This is a genomic window from Kribbella sp. NPDC050281 (assembly GCF_040655855.1).
Lineage (GTDB): Bacteria > Actinomycetota > Actinomycetes > Propionibacteriales > Kribbellaceae > Kribbella.
The window spans coordinates 44,224-65,186 of the sequence record NZ_JBFAKS010000049.1 but is presented as its reverse complement, the minus strand read 5'-3'; the positions used below and the strand labels follow the sequence as shown (position 1 = coordinate 65,186).

Annotated in this window: 16 protein-coding genes and 1 riboswitch; of the genes, 12 read left to right on the top strand and 4 right to left on the bottom strand. The window is 68.8% G+C overall.

Features of this window, described 5'->3' with window-relative positions:
• Positions 1 to 45: 45 nt before the first annotated feature.
• On the bottom strand, positions 46 to 1,479 hold the full coding sequence (gene argG / locus AB0I34_RS37935; RefSeq protein ID WP_360455268.1) for an argininosuccinate synthase: 1,434 nt from the start codon (positions 1,477 to 1,479) through the stop codon (positions 46 to 48).
• 126 nt (positions 1,480 to 1,605) lie between these two features.
• Here argG and AB0I34_RS37930 point away from each other — a divergent pair, with 126 nt between their 5' ends.
• The 4 genes from AB0I34_RS37930 to AB0I34_RS37915 all read left to right on the top strand — a co-directional run bounded on the left by AB0I34_RS37930 (position 1,606) and on the right by AB0I34_RS37915 (position 6,257).
• On the top strand, positions 1,606 to 2,397 hold the full coding sequence (locus AB0I34_RS37930; RefSeq protein WP_360455265.1) for a metal-dependent hydrolase: 792 nt from the start codon (positions 1,606 to 1,608) through the stop codon (positions 2,395 to 2,397).
• A gap of 199 nt (positions 2,398 to 2,596) precedes the next feature.
• A complete protein-coding gene (gene dapA / locus AB0I34_RS37925) occupies positions 2,597 to 3,511 on the top strand; it encodes a 4-hydroxy-tetrahydrodipicolinate synthase (protein ID WP_360455262.1) in 915 nt (304 codons plus the stop codon).
• The gene (locus AB0I34_RS37920; RefSeq protein WP_360455259.1) at positions 3,508 to 5,202 is read left to right on the top strand and encodes a ribonuclease J; all 1,695 of its coding nucleotides are present in this window, start codon (positions 3,508 to 3,510) and stop codon (positions 5,200 to 5,202) included. Before dapA ends, AB0I34_RS37920 begins: the two co-directional genes overlap by 4 nt.
• Positions 5,203 to 5,225: 23 nt before the next feature.
• Positions 5,226 to 6,257: a LacI family DNA-binding transcriptional regulator gene (locus AB0I34_RS37915; RefSeq protein ID WP_360455256.1), complete on the top strand. Its 1,032-nt coding sequence runs from the start codon at positions 5,226 to 5,228 to the stop codon at positions 6,255 to 6,257.
• Here the strand turns inward: AB0I34_RS37915 and AB0I34_RS37910 are convergent.
• Both AB0I34_RS37910 and AB0I34_RS37905 read right to left on the bottom strand, forming a co-directional pair.
• Positions 6,231 to 7,298, bottom strand: a complete 1,068-nt coding sequence (locus tag AB0I34_RS37910) for an acyl-CoA desaturase (protein WP_360455253.1) — start codon at positions 7,296 to 7,298, stop codon at positions 6,231 to 6,233. The genes AB0I34_RS37915 and AB0I34_RS37910 overlap by 27 nt on opposite strands.
• A 78-nt stretch (positions 7,299 to 7,376) precedes the next feature.
• Complete coding sequence (locus tag AB0I34_RS37905) at positions 7,377 to 8,444, bottom strand: acyl-CoA desaturase (RefSeq protein WP_360455250.1); 1,068 nt, start codon at positions 8,442 to 8,444, stop codon at positions 7,377 to 7,379.
• Positions 8,445 to 8,637: 193 nt separating this feature from the next.
• On the opposite strand from AB0I34_RS37905, the gene AB0I34_RS37900 reads away from it, so the two are divergent.
• Positions 8,638 to 10,176: an alkaline phosphatase D family protein gene (locus AB0I34_RS37900; protein WP_360455247.1), complete on the top strand. Its 1,539-nt coding sequence runs from the start codon at positions 8,638 to 8,640 to the stop codon at positions 10,174 to 10,176.
• A gap of 150 nt (positions 10,177 to 10,326) precedes the next feature.
• Complete coding sequence (locus AB0I34_RS37895) at positions 10,327 to 12,390, top strand: prolyl oligopeptidase family serine peptidase (protein WP_360455244.1); 2,064 nt, start codon at positions 10,327 to 10,329, stop codon at positions 12,388 to 12,390.
• 11 nt (positions 12,391 to 12,401) lie between these two features.
• Here the strand turns inward: AB0I34_RS37895 and AB0I34_RS37890 are convergent, their stop codons facing one another.
• Complete coding sequence (locus AB0I34_RS37890) at positions 12,402 to 13,766, bottom strand: aminotransferase class V-fold PLP-dependent enzyme (protein WP_360455241.1); 1,365 nt, start codon at positions 13,764 to 13,766, stop codon at positions 12,402 to 12,404.
• Positions 13,767 to 13,782: 16 nt separating this feature from the next.
• A riboswitch (SAM riboswitch) is annotated at positions 13,783 to 13,896 on the bottom strand.
• A 70-nt stretch (positions 13,897 to 13,966) separates the two neighbouring features.
• Between AB0I34_RS37890 and AB0I34_RS37885 the strand changes: the two genes are divergently transcribed.
• From AB0I34_RS37885 to AB0I34_RS37860, 6 genes are all read left to right on the top strand, one after another.
• Positions 13,967 to 14,755 carry a hypothetical protein gene (locus AB0I34_RS37885; protein ID WP_360455239.1) on the top strand — a complete coding sequence of 263 codons (789 nt, stop codon included), beginning with the start codon at positions 13,967 to 13,969 and terminating at the stop codon, positions 14,753 to 14,755.
• Between the two features lie 5 nt (positions 14,756 to 14,760).
• The gene (locus AB0I34_RS37880) at positions 14,761 to 15,285 is read left to right on the top strand and encodes a DinB family protein (protein WP_360455236.1); all 525 of its coding nucleotides are present in this window, start codon (positions 14,761 to 14,763) and stop codon (positions 15,283 to 15,285) included.
• A 72-nt stretch (positions 15,286 to 15,357) separates the two neighbouring features.
• On the top strand, positions 15,358 to 17,448 hold the full coding sequence (locus AB0I34_RS37875) for a DUF6351 family protein (RefSeq protein WP_360455233.1): 2,091 nt from the start codon (positions 15,358 to 15,360) through the stop codon (positions 17,446 to 17,448).
• Positions 17,449 to 17,474: 26 nt separating this feature from the next.
• Entirely contained in the window at positions 17,475 to 17,687 is a 213-nt protein-coding gene (locus AB0I34_RS37870) for a DUF4184 family protein (RefSeq protein ID WP_360455230.1), read from the top strand.
• The gene (locus tag AB0I34_RS37865; RefSeq protein ID WP_360455292.1) at positions 17,648 to 18,262 is read left to right on the top strand and encodes a DUF4184 family protein; all 615 of its coding nucleotides are present in this window, start codon (positions 17,648 to 17,650) and stop codon (positions 18,260 to 18,262) included. The genes AB0I34_RS37870 and AB0I34_RS37865 overlap by 40 nt, the downstream gene beginning before the upstream one ends.
• A 73-nt stretch (positions 18,263 to 18,335) precedes the next feature.
• The gene (locus AB0I34_RS37860) at positions 18,336 to 20,963 is read left to right on the top strand and encodes a DNA translocase FtsK 4TM domain-containing protein (RefSeq protein ID WP_360455227.1); all 2,628 of its coding nucleotides are present in this window, start codon (positions 18,336 to 18,338) and stop codon (positions 20,961 to 20,963) included.

Sequence of the window (20,963 nt, the reverse complement as noted above, 5' to 3'; positions counted from 1 at the left end):
GTCAGGCGGTCTGGTGGGTCAGCCCACCAGACGGGGGTGCTGCGGTCAGTCGGTGCCGGATTCCATGGCGGCGCGGTCGAGGAGCTCGTCTTCTTCGGTGGCTTCGCCTCGGGAGGCGATGGCTTCGGCTCCGCCGGTGGGCATGGCGCCGATGAGGTCGGTGGAGGAGGCGAGCGCCGGGTTCGAGCTGCCGAACATGCCGAGGCCGGCGTACTGCTCGAGCTTGGAGCGGGAGTCGGCGATGTCCAGGTTCCGCATCGTCAGCTGACCGATCCGGTCGACCGGGCCGAAGGCCGAGTCCTCGATCCGCTCCATCGACAGCTTGTCCGGGTGGTAGCTGAGCGCCGGGCCGGTGGTGTCGAGGATCGAGTAGTCCTCGCCCCGCCGCAGCCGCAGCGTGACCTCACCGGTCACCGCCGTACCGACCCACCGCTGCAGCGACTCCCGCAGCATCAGCGACTGCGGGTCCAGCCAGCGGCCTTCGTACATCAGCCGGCCGAGCCGCCGGCCTTCGTTGTGGTAGTTCGCCAGCGTGTCCTCGTTGTGGATCGCGCTCACGAGCCGCTCGTACGCCGAGTGCAGCAGCGCCATCCCGGGAGCCTCGTAGATGCCCCGGCTCTTCGCCTCGATCACCCGGTTCTCGATCTGGTCCGACATTCCCAGGCCGTGCCGGCCGCCGATCGCGTTCGCCTCCAGCACCAGGTCGACCGCAGAGCCGAACTCCTTGCCGTTGATGGTCACCGGCCGGCCCTGCTCGAAGCCGATCGAGACCTCCTCAGGCAGGATCTCCACCTCCGGATCCCAGTGCTTCACACCCATGATCGGGTCGACGTTCTCAAGCCCGGTGTCGAGGTGCTCCAGCGTCTTGGCCTCGTGGGTGGCGCCCCAGATGTTGGCGTCGGTGGAGTAGGCCTTGTCGGTGCTGTCCCGGTACGGCAGCTGGTGCGTGACCAGCCACTCCGACATCTCCTTGCGCCCGCCCAGCTCATGCACGAACTGCGCGTCCAGCCACGGCTTGTAGATCCGCAGCTGGGGGTTGGCCAGCAGGCCGTAGCGGTAGAACCGCTCGATGTCGTTGCCCTTGAACGTCGATCCGTCGCCCCAGATCTGGACGTCGTCGTCAAGCATCGCCCGGACCAGCAGCGTGCCGGTGACGGCCCGCCCGATCGGGGTGGTGTTGAAGTACGTCCGCCCGGCCGACCGGATGTGGAACGCACCGCAGGCCAGGGCGGCCAAACCTTCCTCGACCAGCGCCGCCCGGCAGTCGACCAGGCGGGTGATCTCCGCGCCGTACGCCGTGGCCCGGCCGGGGACCGAGGCGATGTCGGGCTCGTCGTACTGACCGAGGTCGGCGGTGTATGTGCAGGGCACCGCTCCCTTGTCGCGCATCCACGCGACCGCGACGGACGTGTCGAGACCTCCCGAGAACGCGATCCCGACCCGCTCACCAACCGGCAATGACGTAAGCACCTTGGACACAGGAAAAGTATGCACCCCTCTGCATGATTATGCAAAACGGTGTCGTGGGCGAGCCTCCCGGGCGGGCGGGATCCGCATTGAAAGGATGGGTCGTTGCCGTCGTGAGGGAGTGGTGAGGCGCGCGTGATGGGTCGGTCGCATGCCCTGTCGGGGTGGTGCCTGGGACTGGCGGTCGCACCGCTGGTGGGTCTGACGTCGGTGGCGGAAGTGGTGCCGTTCGCGGCGGCCACGGCCGGCTACGCGCTCGTCCCCGACCTCGATCACCCAGGTGCGAGTGCGTCCCGGCTGCTCGGTCCGGTGACCAGACTGGCGTCCGCGATGATCCGCACGTTCTCGGGCCTGCTCTACGACCTCACCAAGGGACCACGGGATGAGGACAGCACCGGGAAGCACCGCCACGCCACGCACACCCTGGCTGCCGCGATCCTGCTCGGCGTACTCGCGGCAAGCCTCGGCGACCGAGGGAAGTGGGCTGTGCTCGCCATCGGCGCGACCGGACTCCTCCTGGCTGCGCACGTGCTGGGCGACTGGCTCATCATCGCGGTCCTAGCAGCCGTCGGCTGGTCAGTCCTGGGTACGACGGTCCCCGGTACGTCGACCGCGGACGCCGTACAAGCGGGTCTGACCGGGATCGGCGGGTGGATCGGTGTCGCGGTGGCGCTCGGCATGTTCACGCATTGCCTTGGTGACAGCCTGACCCGCTCCGGCTGCCCGTGGTTGTGGCCGCTGCCGATCCGCGGCGAGACCTGGTACGAGATCCGGCTCCCGCGTCCACTGCGCTTCCGCACCGGCGGCTGGGTCGAGCGCATGCTCATTGCGCCGTTGCTCCTGGCCGGCGGCGTACTGCTGCTCCCTGGCGCGGTCCAAGCAGTGGAGCGACTCTTCGACGCCACCTCGATCTGGCTGGCCGGTCGATGATGAATCCTCGACGATCCGCAAGCCTGCAACTACCGAGAGTATTCGCAGAATTTTTTCCGGACTTTTTTGGTCGAAGCTGTAACGACTGCTGGGCCCGGCCCGATAGGACGAGTGAGCCTGGTAGCTGCCCGGACCCCCGAGCGGACAGCTATCAGGCCTACTCATTTCCCCGAGGCTTCGGAGCGGTAATCTGAGCCCCATGTCCTCGCCAGATTCTTCTGCCTCGTCGGCGCTGCCCTTCGGCCGCCTGACGACGGCCATGGTCACCCCGTTCCGGCCCGATGGGGCGCTCGATCTCGAGGCCGCGCAGAAGGTGGCCACCTATCTGGTCGACCGCGGCAACGACGCGCTGGTGATCAACGGGACCACCGGCGAGGCGCCGACCACCTCCGACGCGGAGAAGGTCCAGCTCGTCAAGGCGGTGCTCGACGCGGTCGGTGACCGGGCCAAGGTGGTCGCCGGGGTCGGCACCAACGACACCGCGCACACGATCGAGTGCGCGAAGCAGGCCGAGGCCGCGGGCGCCGACGGGCTCCTGGTCGTCACGCCGTACTACAACAAGCCTCCGCAGGACGGGCTGCGCGCGCACTTCACCGCGGTCGCCGACGCCACCGGCCTGCCGAACATGGTCTACGACATCCCCGGCCGGGCCGGCGTGGAGGTGAAGACCGAGACGCTGATCGCGCTCGCCGAGCACCCGCGGATCGTTGCGGTGAAGGACGCCAAGGGCGACGTGGCCGGGGCCACCAAGGTGCTGGCGAACACCGATCTGTTCTACTACTGCGGTGCGGACGAGCTGAATCTCGCCTGGCTCGCGATCGGCGCGGTGGGTATCGCCAGCGTCGTCGCGCATGTCGCGAGTGAGCCGTACCGGCAACTGATCGACGCCGTGGTGGCCGGCGACCTCGCCACCGCACGAGAGATCGACCGACGGGTGGTGCCCGCCGTCGAGGCGATCATGACCAGGACCCAGGGCGCCATCATGGTGAAGGCCGCGCTCAAGCTGGCCGGCGTCATCGAGCACGCGACACTCCGGTCGCCGTTGATTGAGGCGACCGCGGAGCAAGTGGACTGGCTCACCACCGACCTCAAAACGGCAGGACTGATTGCATGAGCCATCCCCACCCAGATCTCGACGCGCCCGGACCTCTGACGCCGGGCGCTTTGCGGGTCATCCCGCTCGGCGGCCTCGGCGAGGTCGGCCGGAACATGACGGTCTTCGAGTACGACGGGAAGCTGCTGGTCGTCGACTGCGGCGTACTGTTCCCGGACGAGAACCAGCCCGGCGTGGACCTGATCCTGCCGGACTTCCAGCCGATCCGGGACCGCCTCGACGACATCGTCGCGGTGGTTCTGACCCACGGCCACGAGGACCACATCGGTGGCTTGCCCTACCTGCTGCGTGAGCGGGGTGACATCCCGGTCATCGGTTCGCAGCTCACGCTCGCGTTGCTGGAGGGCAAGCTCAAGGAGCACCGGCACCGCAACGTGCCGCAGCAGACCGTGGTCGAAGGTGAGAAGCTCCAGATCGGCCCGTTCGTCTGCGAGTTCATCGCGGTCAACCACTCGATCCCGGACGCGCTCGCGGTGGCGATCCGGACGCCGGCCGGCATGGTCCTGCACACCGGCGACTTCAAGATGGACCAGCTGCCGCTGGACAACCGGATCACCGATCTGCGTGCGTTCGCGCGGCTCGGCGAGGAGGGCGTGGATCTGTTCTGCGTCGACTCGACGAACTCCGAGGTGCCAGGCTTCACCACCCACGAGCGCGACATCGCGCCGGTGCTGGACCGGGTCTTCACCAACGCGAAGAACCAGCGCATCATCGTCGCCTGTTTCGCCTCGCACGTGCACCGCGTCCAGCAGGTGATGGACGCTGCGGTGAAGCACCGCCGCAAGGTCGCGTACGTCGGCCGCTCGATGGTGCGCAACATGGGTGTGGCCCGTGACCTCGGCTTCCTGAACGTGCCCGGTGACACGCTCATCGACATGCGCGAGCTGGACAACTACCCGCCGGAACAGGTCGTGCTGGTCTCGACCGGTTCGCAGGGTGAGCCGATGTCGGCGCTGTCCCGGATCGCGGCCAACGACCACCACGTGGTCCAGATCCAGCCGGGGGACACCGTCGTACTGGCGTCGTCCCTGATCCCGGGCAACGAGAACTCGGTCTACCGGGTGATCAACGGCCTGACCCGGCACGGGGCGAACGTGATCCACAAGGGCAACGCGCTGGTGCACGTGTCCGGTCACGCCAGCGCCGGCGAGCTGCTCTACTGCTACAACATCGTCAAGCCGCGCAACGTGATGCCTGTGCACGGCGAGATCCGGCACCTGCACGCGAACGCCGACCTCGCGATCCAGACCGGCGTACCGCGGGAGAACGTGGTCGTCGTCGAGGACGGCGTCGTGGTCGACCTGATCGACCGTAAGGCCGTCGTGGCCGGCAAGGTCGACTGCGGGTACGTCTTCGTCGACGGCTCGACCGTCGGCGACGTCACCGAGACCTCGCTGAAGGACCGCCGGATCCTCGGCGACGAGGGTTTCATCTCGGTCATCGCCGTGATGGACTCGGTCACCGGCAAACTGACTGCCGGGCCGGAGATCCAGGCGCGCGGGTTCGTCGAGGACGACAGTGTCTTCGACGACCTGAAGCCGCGGATCGAGGCGGAGATCGAGAAGGCGATCGGCGGCGGTGTGGACGACATGTACCAGCTGCAGCAGGTGATCCGGCGGGTGGTGGGCAAGTGGGTCAGTGACACCCACCGTCGCCGCCCGATGATCATCCCGGTCGTCGTGGAGAGCTGAGAAAAGGAAGGGTGGGCCGGCGGGTGAGCATCAGCGGGGTGAACGGCACGGGGCAGCGCCGGCCCACGATGAAGGAGGTCGCGGCCCGGGCGGGCGTCGCGCTGAAGACGGTCTCCCGGGTGGTGAACGAGGAGCCGAACGTCAGCCCCGAGCTGACCGCGAAGGTCCAGGCGGCGATCAAGGAGCTCAACTACACCCCGAACGAGAGCGCCCGGATGCTGCGCCGGGGCAAGACAGGGACGATCGCGGTGGTCATCCGCGACATCGGCGACCCGTTCTTCGCCTCGCTCGGCCGCGCCGTCGAGCTGTGGGCCCGCTCGAGCGGTTCGGTCGTGATGATCGGCCTGACCGACGAGGACCCCGAGCGGGAGCGGGACGTCTGCCTGGAGTTCGTCGCCCGCCGGCCGGACGCGCTGATCATGGCGCCGATCGGGGAGACCCAGGACTACCTCGCCCCGCACGTCGACGCCGGGATGGCGGTCGTCACGATCGACCGGCCGGCGCACGGGATCGAGGCCGACGCGGTGCTGGCCGACAATGCCGGCGGCATCGACCAGGCGATCGACCACCTGGTCCGGCAGGGGCACCGGCGGATCGCGTACCTCGGTGACGACGAGCGGATCTTCACCGCCCGCGAGCGTGTGGTCGCCTACCGGGCCGCGATGGCCCGGCACCGGATCGACGTGGACGAGGACCTGGTCCACCTGTCCGAGCCCACCACGGAGGGCATCGGCATCACGCTGTCCGCCGTACTGGACCGGGCGGAGCCGGCCACGGCGTTGCTGTCGGCAAACAACATGACCACCGCCGAGGTGCTCCGTGGACTGGCCGGCCGGCGGGACAAGGTCGCGTTGGTGTCGTTCGACGACCTCGCGCTCGGCGACCTGCTCAGCCCCGGGCTGACCGCGGTGGCGCAGTCGGCCGACGTGATGGCGCGGACCGCGATCCAGTTGATGACCGAGCGCCTGCCCGAGCCGCACCGGCCGGGCCGCACGGTCCGCGTCCCGGTGAAGCTGACGATCCGCGGCTCAGGCGAGATCCCGCCCACCGGCTGAGCGGAGTTCCGCCGCCAGCGGGCACTGGAACGGGTCCCGTGCTTTGAGCCCGACGTTGTTCAGGTAGTCGACGACGATCCGGTACGACTCGAACAGGCCGACCTCGGTGTACGCGACGCCGTGCAGAGCGCAGTACTCGCGGACGATCGGCTGGACCTGGCGCAGCGTCGGCCGCGGCATGCTCGGGAACAGGTGATGCTCGATCTGGTAGTTCAGCCCGCCCAGCGCGAAGTCGGTCCACATGCCGCCGCGGATGTTGCGGGACATCAGCACCTGGCGGCGGAGGAAGTCGAGCTTCATCCCGGCCGGGACGAGCGGCATGCCCTTGTGGTTCGGCGCGAACGCGGCACCGAGGCAGACGCCGAACACCGCGAGCTGCAGCCCCAGGAAGGCGCTGGCCTTGCCCATCGGCAGCAGCAGATACAGCGCGGCCACGTAGCCGGCGATCCTCGACATCACGACCGCGGCCTCGATCCGGTCCAGCCGGTTCGCGTCGCGGCGCAGGAGGTGCCGCACGCTCGACGAGTGCAGGCCGATTCCTTCCAGCGTCAGGAGCGGGAAGAACAGCCAGCCCTGCCGCGCCGCGATCCACTGACCGAGTCGCCCGCGCTTCGCAACGGCGTACGGCGTGAAGGCGATCGCGTCGAGTTGTACGTCGGGATCCTTGTCCACCTGGTTCGGCGCGGCGTGGTGCCGGTTGTGCTTGTTCCGCCACCAGGTCACGCTCATGCCGGCGATGCAGCCGGCCAGGACTCGTGCGGTCCAGTCGTTCCGCGCCGCCGAGTGGAAGATCTGCCGATGGGCGCTGTCGTGGCTGAGGAACGCCACCTGCACGAGTACGAGCGCCAACGCGCCGGCCAGCAACAGCTGGAACCAGGAGTCGCCGAGCAGTACGACGCCCACTGCGATCGCCAGCAAAGCGGTCAGGACCAGACTGATCCGCGTGAGGTAGTAGCCCTGCCGGCGTCGAAGGAGGCCGAGCTCCTGCACGTTCTGCAGGAGGTCGGTGTAAAGGCTGACGTACCGCTGCTGGGTGCGCATGCGTGCATCATCCAGCATCGCGGCCAAACGGGCATGACGGTGAGCGCGTGGTCAGATGTCCGGTTGGCAAAGTGCCGGCTAGCGCAACTGTGCGGCCAGCGGGCACTGGAACGGGTCCCGTGCCCTCAGCCCGACGTTGTTCAGGTAGTCGACGACGATCCCGTACGACGTGAACAGTCCGACCTCGGTGTACTTCACCCCGTGCAGGTCGCAGTACTCGCGAACGATCGGCTGGACCTGGCGCAGCGTCGGCCGCGGCATGCTCGGGAACAGGTGATGCTCGATCTGGTAGTTGAGCCCGCCGAGCGCGAAGTCCACGATCATCCCGCCCCGGATGTTGCGGGACATCATCACCTGGCGGCGGAGGAAGTCGAGTTTCATCGTCGCCGGGACGAGCGGCATGCCCTTGTGGTTCGGCGCGAACGACCCGCCGAGGCAGATCCCGAACACGGCCAGCTGCAGCCCGAAGAACGCTCCGGCCTTGCCGACCGGCAGCAGGATCAGCAGCACCGCCACCGACCCCGCCAGCCGGGTCAGCACGATCGCGGCCTCGATGCGCTCTACCGAGGTCGCCGTACGCCGGAGCAGGTGGCGCAGGCTGGCGACGTAGAGGCTCAGGCCCTCCAAGGTGAGCAGCGGAAAGAACAGCCAGCCCTGACGCCGGGTCAGCCAGCCGCGCAGACCCTTGCGCTGGGCAAAGACTTCGGGCGTGAAGGCGATGACTCCTGGGCCGATGTCAGGGTCGCGGTCGAGCTGGTTGGGCGCGGCGTGGTGGCGGCTGTGCTTGGAGTGCCACCAGCCGGAGCTCATCCCGACCAGGACTGCGGCCAGCAGGCGTGTGGTCCAGTCGTTCCATCGGTTCGAGTCGAAGATCTGCCGATGGGCGCCGTCGTGGCTGAGGAACGCGACCTGGGTCAGCACGAGCGCCAGCCCGCCGGCCAGGAGGAGTACGAGCCACGAGTTGCCGAGCAGGGCGACTCCGGCCCAGACGCCCGCGAACGCGATTGTCACCAGGGCGATCCGGATCCAGTAGTAGCTGTGGCGCCGCTTCAGTAGCCCGAGCTCGCGCACGGTGCGGGATAGCTCGGTATAGAGGCTTGCGTACCGCTGCTGCGGGTGGTCGTCATCCTCGACGAGTTGCGACATGAGAAACGCCCCGCTCCGGGAGTGCATCGATCGCGATGCGCTACCGGGTCTGGGGCAGCGCCACGTATCTGTGGCTGGTACCACCACGGAACCACGGACACCGACCTGACGCAACCGGCGGTGTCAATGTGAGACAGGGCGGTGATCATCCGGGGTTCACCCGGTCGTCACCGGCACGGAGGAAGCTGGCGGCATGAACTTGAGCCGCCGCCAGCTCTTGGCCGCATCCACCGTCGCCGGTGCCTCCCTGGCTGTCCCCGGAATCCAGTCCAGTGTGGCTACCGCGGCCCCCAACGTCGTACGTCGTGACCGGCCCGCGCTGCCGTCCGGGATCATGTCGGGCGACGTCACCGAGAACTCCGCCGTCGTCTGGTCCCGGACCGACCGCCGCGCCCGGCTGGTCGTCGACCTGACCAGCAACGGCCGCTTCGACCGGGCGATCCGGTTGCGTGGCCCGGTCACCGGTCCCGACGACGACTTCACCGCACAGCTTCCGCTGAAGGGCCTGCGCCCGGGCCAGCGCTACGACTACCGGATCGCGTTCGAGGACTCCGAGGGCCGCCGCGGCGAGACCCTCGAGGGGTCGTTCGGTACGCCGGGCCGCAACCGCGGACTGTCGTTCGTGTGGACCGGCGACACCGCCGGACAGGGGTACGGGATCAACCCGGAGATCGGCGGCATGGCGGCGTACAAGGCCATGCACCAGACCCGGCCGGACTTCTTCCTGCACTCCGGCGACAACATCTACGCCGACGGCCCGATCGAGGCCGAGCTGAAGGTTGCCGACGGCACCGTCTGGAAGAACGTGGTGACCGAGGAGGTCTCCAAGGTCGCCGAGACGCTGGCCGAGTACCGCGGCCGGTACAAGTACAACCTGCTCGACCACAACGTCCGGGCGCTGTACGCCGACGTTCCGATCGTCAGCCAGTGGGACGACCACGAGACGCTGAACAACTGGTATCCCGGTGAGATCCTCACCGACGACCGCTACACCGAGAAGCGGGTCGACGTCCTGGCGGCCCGGGCCCGGAAGGCGTTCCTCGAATACCTGCCGATGGTGCACCCGGCCGGCCGGAACCGGATCTACCGCAAGGTGAGCTACGGCGCGTTGCTCGACGTGTTCTGCCTGGACATGCGGACGTACCGCGGCGCGAACCCGACGCCCGACACCGTCGGCCCGGTCGCGATGCTCGGCGCCGAGCAGGCCGCGTGGCTGGTCCGCGAGGCGGCCGCGTCGAACGCGACCTGGAAGGTGATCGCGAGCGACATGCCGCTCGGCCTGCTGGTTCCGGACGGCACGCTGATCGAGGCCGTCGCGAACGGCGTCAGCGGCGCGCCCGGCGGCCGTGAGCACGAGATCGCCTGGGTGCTGAGCCAGTTCAAGCGGCGCAAGGTCCGCAACACGATCTGGCTGACCGCGGACGTGCACTACGCCGCGGCTCACCACTACGACCCGTCCCGCGCGGCCTACACCGACTTCGACCCGTTCTGGGAGCTCGTGGCCGGCCCGGTCAACGCGGGCGCGTTCGGCCCGAACGCACTGGACTCGACGTTCGGTCCGAAGGTCGAGTTCGTGAAGGCGGCCGACTTCCCGAGCCAGTCGCCGGCCAGCGGCAACCAGTTCTTCGGTCATGTCTCGATCGACCCGCGCAGCGGCGTGTTCACCGCGTCCCTGCGCAACCTGTTCGGCACCGTGCTCTGGTCCCAGGACATCAACCCGGCCCGCCACTGAGGGCCCGTCGTACCCACCTGCCTCCGGCGCCTGCGCGGGATGCCGCCCACCGGGGGCGGTGGGTACGACGCTCGCGGCACGACGATGTCGACCCGCGGCCGACGTACGGGCTTGTGCTGAGAGTCGCACTGGCCGGATAGGTTGGATCGCATGACCGCCGCTTACCCCGAGAGCCGTCGCGACGACGTCGTCGACACGCTGCACGGCCACCAGATCGCCGACCCGTACCGCTGGCTGGAGGACCCGGACTCCGCCGAGACCCAGGACTGGGTCCGCCGGCAGAACGAGTTCACCCAGGCCGAGCTGTCGACGTACCCGGAGCGGGAGTGGTTCGAGGCCACGATGTCCGCGATCCTGGCGCGGCCGCGGGCCGGCGTACCGGCGAAGAAGGCCGGCTGGTACTTCGCCGGCCGCAACGACGGCACCCAGGCGCAGGACGTCGTGTACGTCGCGGAGTCGCTCGAGGAACTGCTCGACGGCGGCCGGGTCCTGATCGACCCGAACACGCTGTCCGCCGACGGCACCGACTCGCTGGGCTCCTTCACCGTCAGCCCGGACGGCAAGTACTTCGCCTACGGCATCAACGAGAGCGGCAGCGACTGGACGACGTTCCGGCTGCTCGACATCGCCACCGGCACCGCGGTGGACGACGGTGTCACTGAGGCGAAGTTCTGTGAGGCCACCTGGCTCCCGGACAGTTCGGCGTACCTCTATCTGCACTATCCGCCGACCGGCCGGAGCGAGGGCACGGAGACGAAGTCGCTGACCGGTGGACGGCTGATGCTGCACAAGGTCGGCGATCCGCAGTCGTCGGACGAGCTGGTGCTGAGCTTCCCCGACGAGGACCGCTACTTCATCACGCCCGAGGTGTCCGAGGACGACCGCTACCTGGTCGTGCACATCACCGAGGGCACCGACCCGGCGACCCGGCTCTGGGTCTTCCCGATCACGTCGGACGGCCTCGGCGATCCGGTCAAGGTCGTGGACGAGTTCACCGACGAGATCGCGTTCGTGCGGATGTCCGGTGATCAGCTCGTGCTGCGAACCGACCGGGACGCGTCGCGTGGTCGCGTGGTGCTCTCCTCGCTGGACGGCACGTTCACCGATCTGATCCCGGAGGGCGAGGCGACCCTGCAGGCGGTCCGCGGCACGGCGGCCGGCCTGACGACCCTCACACTTGTCGACGCACAGCCGGTGCTGACGCTTTACGCGCTGGACGGCTCCGGTGCTCGCGTTGTCGACGTGCCAGGCGGGGGAGTGGTCGGTCTCAACGCGTCGCCGGAGTACGACGAGATCTTCGTCGGCCTGTCGACCACCACCGATCCCACACTCTCGTACGTCGTATCGGCCGGGTCGGGCTCTGTGCGTGCGTTGCCAGAGCTGGTCCGTGGCGGAGGTGGCTTCACTCCACCGTCGGTCACGGTCACTCGCCGGATCGCGCCGGGCCGCGACGTGCCGTACTTCCTGATCACTCGCTCCGACCTGGACTTCTCACAGCCGCGCCCAACTCTCATGTGGGGGTACGGAGGTTTCCGCATCCCGGTCCTGGCCGACTACCGGCCGGGTTGGCCGGCGTGGCTCGCGGCCGGCGGAGTGCTGGTGATCGCCAACCTGCGCGGTGGTGGTGAGTACGGCAGCGACTGGCACGACGCCGGGCGGCTCAAGAACAAGCAGAACGTGTTCGACGACTTCATCGCCGTGGCCGAGCACCTGCGCGACACCCGCGTGACCACTCCGGAGCAGCTGGCGATCCACGGCCGCAGCAACGGCGGTCTGCTCGTCGGTGCGGTGATGGCGCAGCGCCCGGACCTCTTCGCGGTCGCCCTGCCGGGCGTGGGTGTCATGGACATGTTGCGCTTCCATCTGTTCACCGTGGGAGCCGCCTGGGCCTCCGACTTCGGGCATCCGGACGACGCGTCGCAGTTCGAGGACCTGCTGGCCTACTCACCGCTCCACAGTCTGCGCGACGGTACGTCGTACCCGGCGACGCTCGTGGTCACCGGCGACCACGACGATCGCGTCGTGCCGTTGCACAGTCACAAGTTCATCGCGACGCTGCAGCATGCCCAGTCCTCGGCCGCACCGATCTTGACTCGGATCGAGGTCAACACCGGTCACGGCTTCGGCAAGCCCGCTGCAATGGTCGCGTCGGAATGGGCGGACCTACTGGCGTTCGCTGCTCACCACGTAGGTCTCGTGACTCCTGAGCAGTAGGAGGCGGGTCTTCACCAGATCCGCGGTGCCTGGAGGTCGCGCGGGTCATCAACGGGCTGACAGCCGTGGGCGGCGTCCTCGTACTCCGTCCGCGGTCCGCTCGTGGCGAGCGTCCGTACGGCGTTGACGAGACGGTCCACGTGCTCACGCGTCGTACCGAGGCCAAGGCTCGCGCGGACGGCAGTGCCGTGCTCGGGGGAGCCGGCGAGCAGGTGGCCGACCAGGGGGTGGGCGCAGAACTTGCCGTCACGCACACCGATGCCGTACTCCGCACTGAGCGCCGCCGACACGAGCTTCGAGCTCAGCCCTGCGATCGTGAAACAGACAGTGCCGACGCGGTCCGCGTCCTCAGCGAAGATCGAGTACGTCGTGACGCCGGGGAGCTGGGCGAGACCGGTGCGGAGCCGGGCCAGCAGACTGCGCTCGTGCTGCTCGATGGCGTCGCGATGCTTGGTGATCGCGGCACACGCGGAGGCCAGTGCGATCGCACCGATGACGTTGGGGGAGCCGCCCTCATGGCGAGCCGGGCCGGTAGCCCAGACCACGGTGTCGCCCGTGACTGCGGTCGTGGCGCCGCCGCCGTACAGGTAGGGGGCGGCGGCGTCGAACCAGTCCACGCGACCGATGAGCGCACCAGCGCCGTACGGGGCGTAGAGCTTGTGGCCGGACAGTGCGACCCAGTCGACATCCAGCTTCTCGATGTCAACGGCGCGGTGGGGCGCGAGCTGGGCGGCGTCCAGGCAGACCCTCGCCCCGTGGGCCTTGGCTACTGCGGTGATCTCGGCGATCGGGAAGATCTCACCCGTGACGTTCGATGCACCCGTGACCACGACCAGCCGGGGGCCTTCGGGCGCGGCCCGGAGCGCGTCCGCGACGTTCGTCACGGCCTCGGTCGGGGAGCTCGGCGCGGCAAGGCGGACGGTCCGCTCGGCCGGCCAGGGGAGGAGCGCGGCGTGGTGCTCGGACTCGAAAACGATGACGGTCGCGTCCGCCGGCACCACATGTGCGAGCAGGTTCAGCGCGTCGGTGGTCTGCCGGGTGAAGATCACCTGGTCGTCCGCACGGGCGCCGACGAAGGCGTGCACCTCGGCGCGGGCCTGCTCGTACCACTGCGTGGTGATGCGGGAGGCGTAACCGTTGCCGCGATGCACCGACGCGTACGACGGCAGTGCGGCCTCGACACTGGCGCGGACCGACTCCAGACACGGCGCGCTGGCCCCGTGGTCGAAGTTCGCGTAGTCCGTCACTCGGCCGTCGGCCAGCGGGACCAGGAGGTCCGAGCCGACGGTGGCCGGGACGCTGCCGGTGGCGAGCCGGGCGACGGTCGGCCGCGGGGTCGCCGTACTGGCAGGCTCGAGGATGGAGAGGATCGACATGGTGCTGCTCCCAGGAAGTCCGCGCTTGCCGAACGGGGTATCCGCACGGCCCGGTCTTCACCCGGGGCACCCCACCGCGGAGGAGGGTTGCCGGCCAGCAAGCCGGGGCTTGACGCTGGCACTCATGACCTGCCGAGAACGGTAACGAACGGGCCTCGATCCACGCCAGCCCGATCTCGTGATGTGAGATCGTCGCACGCATGTTGAGACGCCGGTCCGGACCGCAACCATTCGCGCGGCTGGTGCGTCCGACCGGGCGGGAGGTGGTGGGGATGTGGTGGAAGAAGGCCAGCTGTCCGGTCCGGAGCGTGGAGCAGCTCTGGATCGAGGAGAATCTCGACTGGTTCGTCGCCGAGTTCGGTGACGAGCTCCTGCGCCGGCCGGTGGTGGTTCCCGAGGAGTCGTGGTTCCCGGCCGGGTACAGCGGCTCGGAGGACGACGTACGGGCGGTGTTCCGGACGTTGTGCGATCACGTGGAGGTGCCGGTGGACCGAGTCCGGCTGGACCTCGAGCCGGATGAGCCCGATGAGCTTGTCGCGAATCTGGGGTTGAACTCCGAGTCGTCCGGGGCGGCAGCGCACTGGCGTCAGCGCGACGGCGTCACCGTGGTGACGGTGGACATGAAGCAGGCGCAGCGGCCGGTGGCTCTGGTCGCGACCATGGTCCACGAGCTCGGCCACGAGCGGCTTCTCGGCGAGGACCGGATCGATCCGGACCGGCGCGACGGCGAACCGCTGACCGACCTGTTCACGGTCTTCGTCGGCTTCGGGATCTTCAGCGCGAACGCGTCCTTCGAGTTCTACCGGACCCATACGCACTACCGAACCTCCAAGCTCGGCTACCTGACCGAGGCGATGTACGGGTACGCACTCGCGCGCTACGCCTGGCTGCGCGGCGAGTCCGAGCCGGCCTGGGCGGAGCGGCTCGACACCAATCCGCGCGAATGGATGAAGCAGGGGCTGCGCTACCTGGAGGCTGGTGTTGGATAGGGGCCATGACGACGGAGTGGACAGCGCCTGACGTAGACCGGCCCGACGGCTCGCTGACCGCGCCGGAGCGCGAGCTCCTGCAGGGGTATCTGACCTTCTACCGCACCACGCTGCTGCTCAAGTGCGCCGGTCTGACCGCGGAGCAGTTGGCCGAGCGCCCGTCGCCGCCATCGAATCTCTCGCTGCTCGGGCTGATCCGGCACCTGACCAAGGTCGAGCGCATCTGGTTCCGCATCCACTTCGCCGACGATTCGCCGGCCGAGCCGCTGTTCGCGCCCGAACTGGGCAAGGACGCCGACTTCGAACTGATCGATCCGGCCGAGGCGCAGGCGGCGTACGACGATCTGATCGCGGAGTGGAAGCTGTCCGACGACGCGGCCGCCGGGCGGTCGCTCGACGATCGATTCACCTTCGGCGGTACTGAGTCGACGCTGCGGATGATCTACATCCATCTCATCGGAGAGTACGCGCGGCACTGTGGTCACGCCGACCTCGTCCGTGAGCAACTGGACGGCACCACCGGCGCCTAGTGGTCCACTCCAATCTGGAAATCGATTGCCTTGACCCTTCCGGTCTGCATCGCACTGTGATCGACTCGTCGCATGAAGCGACCGACCGCCCTCGTTCTGCTCCTGATCGCGTTGCTCTCCAGCCTGCTCGCGGTGCCCGCGCACGCCGCGGGTGTCCGGCTGGAGGTGCTCTCGTCGCCCCGACCGGACATGGTCAGCGACGGCAACGTGCTGGTCGGGGTCTACGGCCCGCACCTCGACCACCTCACCGTCCGGCTGGACGGGCGCGATGTCACCGACGCCTTCGCCCGGACCGGTGATCACCTGACCGGCCTGGTCGACGGCCTCGTGGACGGCCGCAACACCATCACGGCCGACCGCGAGCGGCTGGTGGTCACGAACCACCCGCGCACAGGTCCGATGCTCGCTGGGCCGCACGAGACGCCGTACATCTGTGGGACCGCCGACTTCACCACGCTCGCGAAGGTCAAGCTCGGACCGCCAACGGATGCGAACTGCTCGGTGCCGACCCGGGTCGACTACCTGTACCGGTCCACGATCGACCGCTCGCTGAAAGTGCTGCCCTCGGATCGGCCCGCGGACCTCGCGACCACGACCACCTCGGACGGCCGGACCGTGCCGTACATCGTCCGCGTCGAGACCGGCGTGATCAACCGGTCCATCTACGAGTACGCCGTACTCCACGACCCGGCGGCAGGCGAGCCGGACGTCCGGCACGCGCCGACCGGCTGGAACGGCCGGCTCGTCTACACCTTCGGCGGCGGCTGCCCGGGCGGCTGGTACCAGCAGGGCAGCGGCACCGGCGGCATCAACGACGACCTGATGCTCGGTCGCGGGTATGCCGTCGCGTCGTCGAGCCTGAACGTGTTCGGTGTCAACTGCAACGGCGTGCTCGCGGCCGAGACGATGTCGATGACGCGGGAGCACATCGCCGAGACCATCGGCGTACCGCGGCAGACCGTCGGCTGGGGCTGCTCGGGTGGGTCGTACCAGGTGTTCCAGATCGCCGACGACTACCCGGGGCTGCTGGACGGCATCGTCGCATCCTGCGTGTTCCCCGAGGTCGGGTTCGCGACCCTGCACACGATCACGGACGCGCTGCTGCTGGACCACTACTTCCAGTCCGCGACCGGCTGGACCGACGAGCAGAAGCGGGCCGCGGCGGGCTTTGGCAAGGTCGGCACGATCGCCAACCTGGCCGGCGCCGGGCGCCGCATCGATCCGCGGGTCTATTGCCCTGGGCAACTTCCGGTGGAGCAGCGGTACGACCCGGTGACGAACCCCGGCGGAGCGCGCTGTGACGTCTACGACCACCAGGTGAACGTCTGGGGCAAGGATCCGGCGACCGGCGCGGCGCGACGTCCGCTGGACAACGTCGGCATCCAGTACGGCCTGGACGCGCTGAACTCCGGCAAGATCACCGCGGACCAGTTCCTCGACCTGAACCGGGCGGTCGGCGGCTTCGACACCGACGCGAACTTCGTCCCCGCCCGGACTGTTGCGGATCCGGCGGCGATCAGTACGGCGTACCGGACCGGGCAACTGATCAACGGTGGCGGGGGACTGGCGAGTACGCCGATCATCGACTACCGGCAGTACTGGGACGAATTGCCGAACGGCGACATCCACCTGATCTTCCACTCGTTCTCGCTGCGGGAGCGGCTGCGCAAGGCCAACGGGGATGCGGCCAACCAGGTGATGCTGGTGCAGGCCGGCGACGCTCCGGGTGGATTCAGTACGACGAACCCGGTGCTGGCTGACGCACTGACGGCGCTGGACCACTGGATGGACGCGACGGACGCTGACACCAGGCCCGGCTCGCCGCACGCTCGGTTGCTGCGCAACAAGCCGACGTCGTTGGCGGAAGCCTGCTGGAGCCCGCAGGGCGAGAGGATCGTCGAGACGCAGATCAACGGCATCGGCACGACCCGGTGCAACACCTTGTATCCGGTGTGGCCGGCGCCGCGGCAGGTGGCCGGGGCATCCGTTGCCAACGACATCATCAAGTGCCGGCTCCACCCGCTGACGCCGTCGGACTACAAGGTGCCGTTCACTCCAGCTCAGTGGGAGTCGCTGCGGCAGGCGTTCCCCAACGGTGTCTGCGACTGGAAGGCACCCGGCGTCGGCCAGCAGCCGCTGGCTGGAAGCTGGCCCACCTTCTGACCTCTGGTCTACCTAGGCTGCGGGGCGTGCCGTTCACCCTCGCGCATCCCGCAGCCGTCTTGCCCCTGGTCCGACGTCCTCTGGTGGCGTCGGCCCTGGTGGCAGGTGCGGTGGCGCCCGACCTCTTGTACCTCGACCCGATCTACCGCTTCGCCACGCAAGGGATCAACGGCAACTTCACGCTGACCTCACGCACAAGCTGTCGTCAGGCCTCTGGCTGGACCCGCTCCTGGCTTTGATCCTGCTCCTGGCCTTCCAGGTTGTGGTGAAGCGGCCGCTGCTCGCCCTCGCTCCGTCCGGTCTGGCTGCTCGCCTGCCCACCCCCTCCTTGCGCATGCCCTCCACGGCTGTCCTGCTGTGGACGGTCGTGTCGGCGGTGATCGGTGCCCTGACGCACGTCCTCTGGGACTCGTTCACCCACTACGACGGCTACTTCGTCCGCCGGTACCACTCGTTCTTCGCGGCGCAGGTGACTGGTGCGTGGGACGTCAACCGCATCCTGCAGTACGTGAGCACCGTCGGTGGCTGCCTGGTCCTCGCCGTCTGGCTCTACCGCTGGTACCGCCGGGTCGACGCACGGCCCGTCGCCACGCACGACCACATCCCGTCGTGGGTCCGGTACGTCGTCCTGGCCGCGATGGTGCTCATCGGTCTGGCCGGAGCCGTCGTGCAGCTGAGCAGGGCGGACCTCGTCGGCGAAGCGGCGGCCCGGTCGGTGCTGACGGGAGTCGCCTCCGGATGCCTGGCGGCGCTCGCCTGGTACGTGGTCCTCTGGCACCTCTTCCGGCTTCGCAGCCGTGTGGCGGCGCTGTGACGCTACGGATGGGGCAGCGTGATCGGCGTGTGACACGTGGGACTCGAGAGGTAATCGGGGTAGCCTGCTAGATATGGCGACCCGCACGTCTTCCCCGGCGCGGGCGCAGAAGTCGGCAGCCAAACGACCGAGTACGGCTCGTTCGGCCGCTGGTGGACGCTCCCGTCCGTCAGGAGCCCAGAAGCGTGGGCAGAGCGCGAAGCGCGGTGGATCCTCCGCCGCGCGGACCAGTACGCCCAAAAACGGCGGAGCGGGCCCGTTCGCGGCCGCCATGATCGCTCTCGGCCGCGGTGTCGTGAAGATCTGGATCGGTATCGCGCACCTGCTCGGCAGCATGGTCCGCGGTATCGGCCACGGCGCCCGCGACCTCGACCCCGAGCACCGCCGCGACGGCGCCGGCATGTTCCTGATCGGCCTGGCGGTCGTGGTGGCCGCCGCCATCTGGTGGGACCTCCCGGGCGCGGTCGGCCATGGCATCCGGACCGTCGTCGGTGGCAGCGTCGGCATGCTCGGCTGGGCCGTGCCGCTGCTGCTGCTCTTCGTCGCGGTCCGCACGCTGCGTCATCCGGACCGCAACGGTCCGGCCGGACGTCAGGTGATCGGCTGGACCGCCGTCTCGCTCGGCGTACTCGGCCTGGTCCACATCGCCAACGGCCTGCCCCGTCCCGGCAACCCGGCCGACGCCCCGCTGCAGGACGCCGGCGGCGCGATCGGGTACGTCGTCTCCTCACTGCTCTCGGACCTGCTCACGCAGTACGTCGCCGCGCCGCTGCTGGTCCTGCTCGCGATCTTCGGTGCGCTGGTCATCACCGCGACGCCGGTCTATGCGATCCCGCTCCGTGTCCGCGCGGCGTTCGACGTACTGATGGGACGTACGGCGCTGCCCGAGGACGCTCCGTCCGTAGCGGCGGCCCCGACCGACGACACCGTGCGGCTGACCCGCAAGGAGCGCCGGGCCAAGGCTGCCGGCCTCGACGAGGACGGGGAGCCGACGATCAAGCCGTACGACTCGCCGGTGCTCGAGGGACGGGAGATCTCCAAGCGGGGCCGCAAGGCGAAGGCCGCCCCGCCGCCGGAGGACGACGCGTACGACGTCGACGTGGATGCCGCCGCGGCCGCCGGTGCCGCCGTCACGGGGCCCGTGGCCACCCCGAAGAAGGCGGCGGAGGCGCCGCCGGAGCCCCCGCCGCACACGCCGATCCCGCAGCGCGTGGAGCAGCTCAGCCTGTCCGGCGACATCACCTACACGCTGCCCGACGGCCAGATGCTCAAGCCGGGTTCGGTGCACAAGGCAAGGACCAAGGCGTCCGACCAGGTGGTCGACCGGCTGACCGAGGTGTTCGAGCAGTTCGGCATCGACGCGCAGATCACCGGCTACACCCGCGGTCCGACAGTGACCCGCTACGAGGTCGAGCTCGGCTCGGCGGTGAAGGTCGAGAAGGTCACCGCCCTGTCGAAGAACATCGCCTATGCGGTGGCGTCGGCCGATGTGCGGATCCTGTCTCCGATCCCAGGCAAGTCCGCGATCGGCATCGAGATCCCGAACACCGACAAGGAGATCGTCAGCCTCGGCGACGTGATCCGCTCCGCGACCGCCCGCAACGACCACCACCCGATGGTGGCCGGGCTGGGCAAGGACGTCGAGGGCGGCTTCGTGGTCGCGAACATGGCGAAGATGCCGCACCTCTTGGTCGCGGGTGCGACCGGCTCGGGCAAGTCGGTGTTCGTCAACTCGCTGATCACCTCGGTCCTGATGCGGGCCACGCCGGACGAGGTGCGGATGATCCTGGTCGACCCCAAGCGGGTCGAGCTGAACCACTACGAGGGCATCCCGCACCTGATCACGCCGATCATCACCAACGCCAAGAAGGCGGCCGAGGCGCTGCAGTGGGTCGTCCGCGAGATGGACATGCGGTACGACGACCTCGCTGCATTCGGGTTCCGGCACGTCGACGACTTCAACAAGGCGGTCCGCGGCGGCAAGGTGAAGCCACCGCCGGGCAGTGAGCGCGTGTTGACGCCGTACCCATATCTGCTGGTGATCGTCGACGAGCTCGCCGACCTGATGATGGTCGCCCCGCGCGACGTCGAGGACTCGATCGTCCGGATCACCCAGTTGGCCCGCGCGGCCGGCATCCACCTGGTGCTCGCCACCCAGCGGCCGTCGGTGGATGTGGTGACCGGTCTGATCAAGGCCAACGTCCCGTCCCGGCTGGCGTTCGCGACCTCGTCGCTGGCCGACAGCCGCGTCATCCTGGACCAGCCCGGTGCGGAGAAGCTGGTCGGTCAGGGTGACGGCCTGTTCCTGCCGATGGGTGCGAGCAAGCCGATGCGAATCCAGGGCGCGTGGGTGACCGAGTCCGAGATCCACGGCGTGGTCGAGCACTGCAAGACGCAGTTGGAGCCGACGTACCGCGAGGACGTCACCGCCGTGGCCGGGCCGAGCAAGGATCTCGACGACGAGATCGGCGACGACCTCGACCTGGTCGTGCAGGCAGCCGAGCTGATCGTGTCGACGCAGTTCGGCTCCACGTCGATGTTGCAGCGTAAGCTGCGCGTCGGCTTCGCGAAGGCGGGCCGCCTGATGGACATCCTGGAAAGCCGCGGAGTCGTGGGACCGAGCGAGGGGTCCAAGGCGCGCGACGTACTGGTCAAGCCGGACGATCTAGAGGACTTCATCGCGACCCTGCGAGGAGAGTGA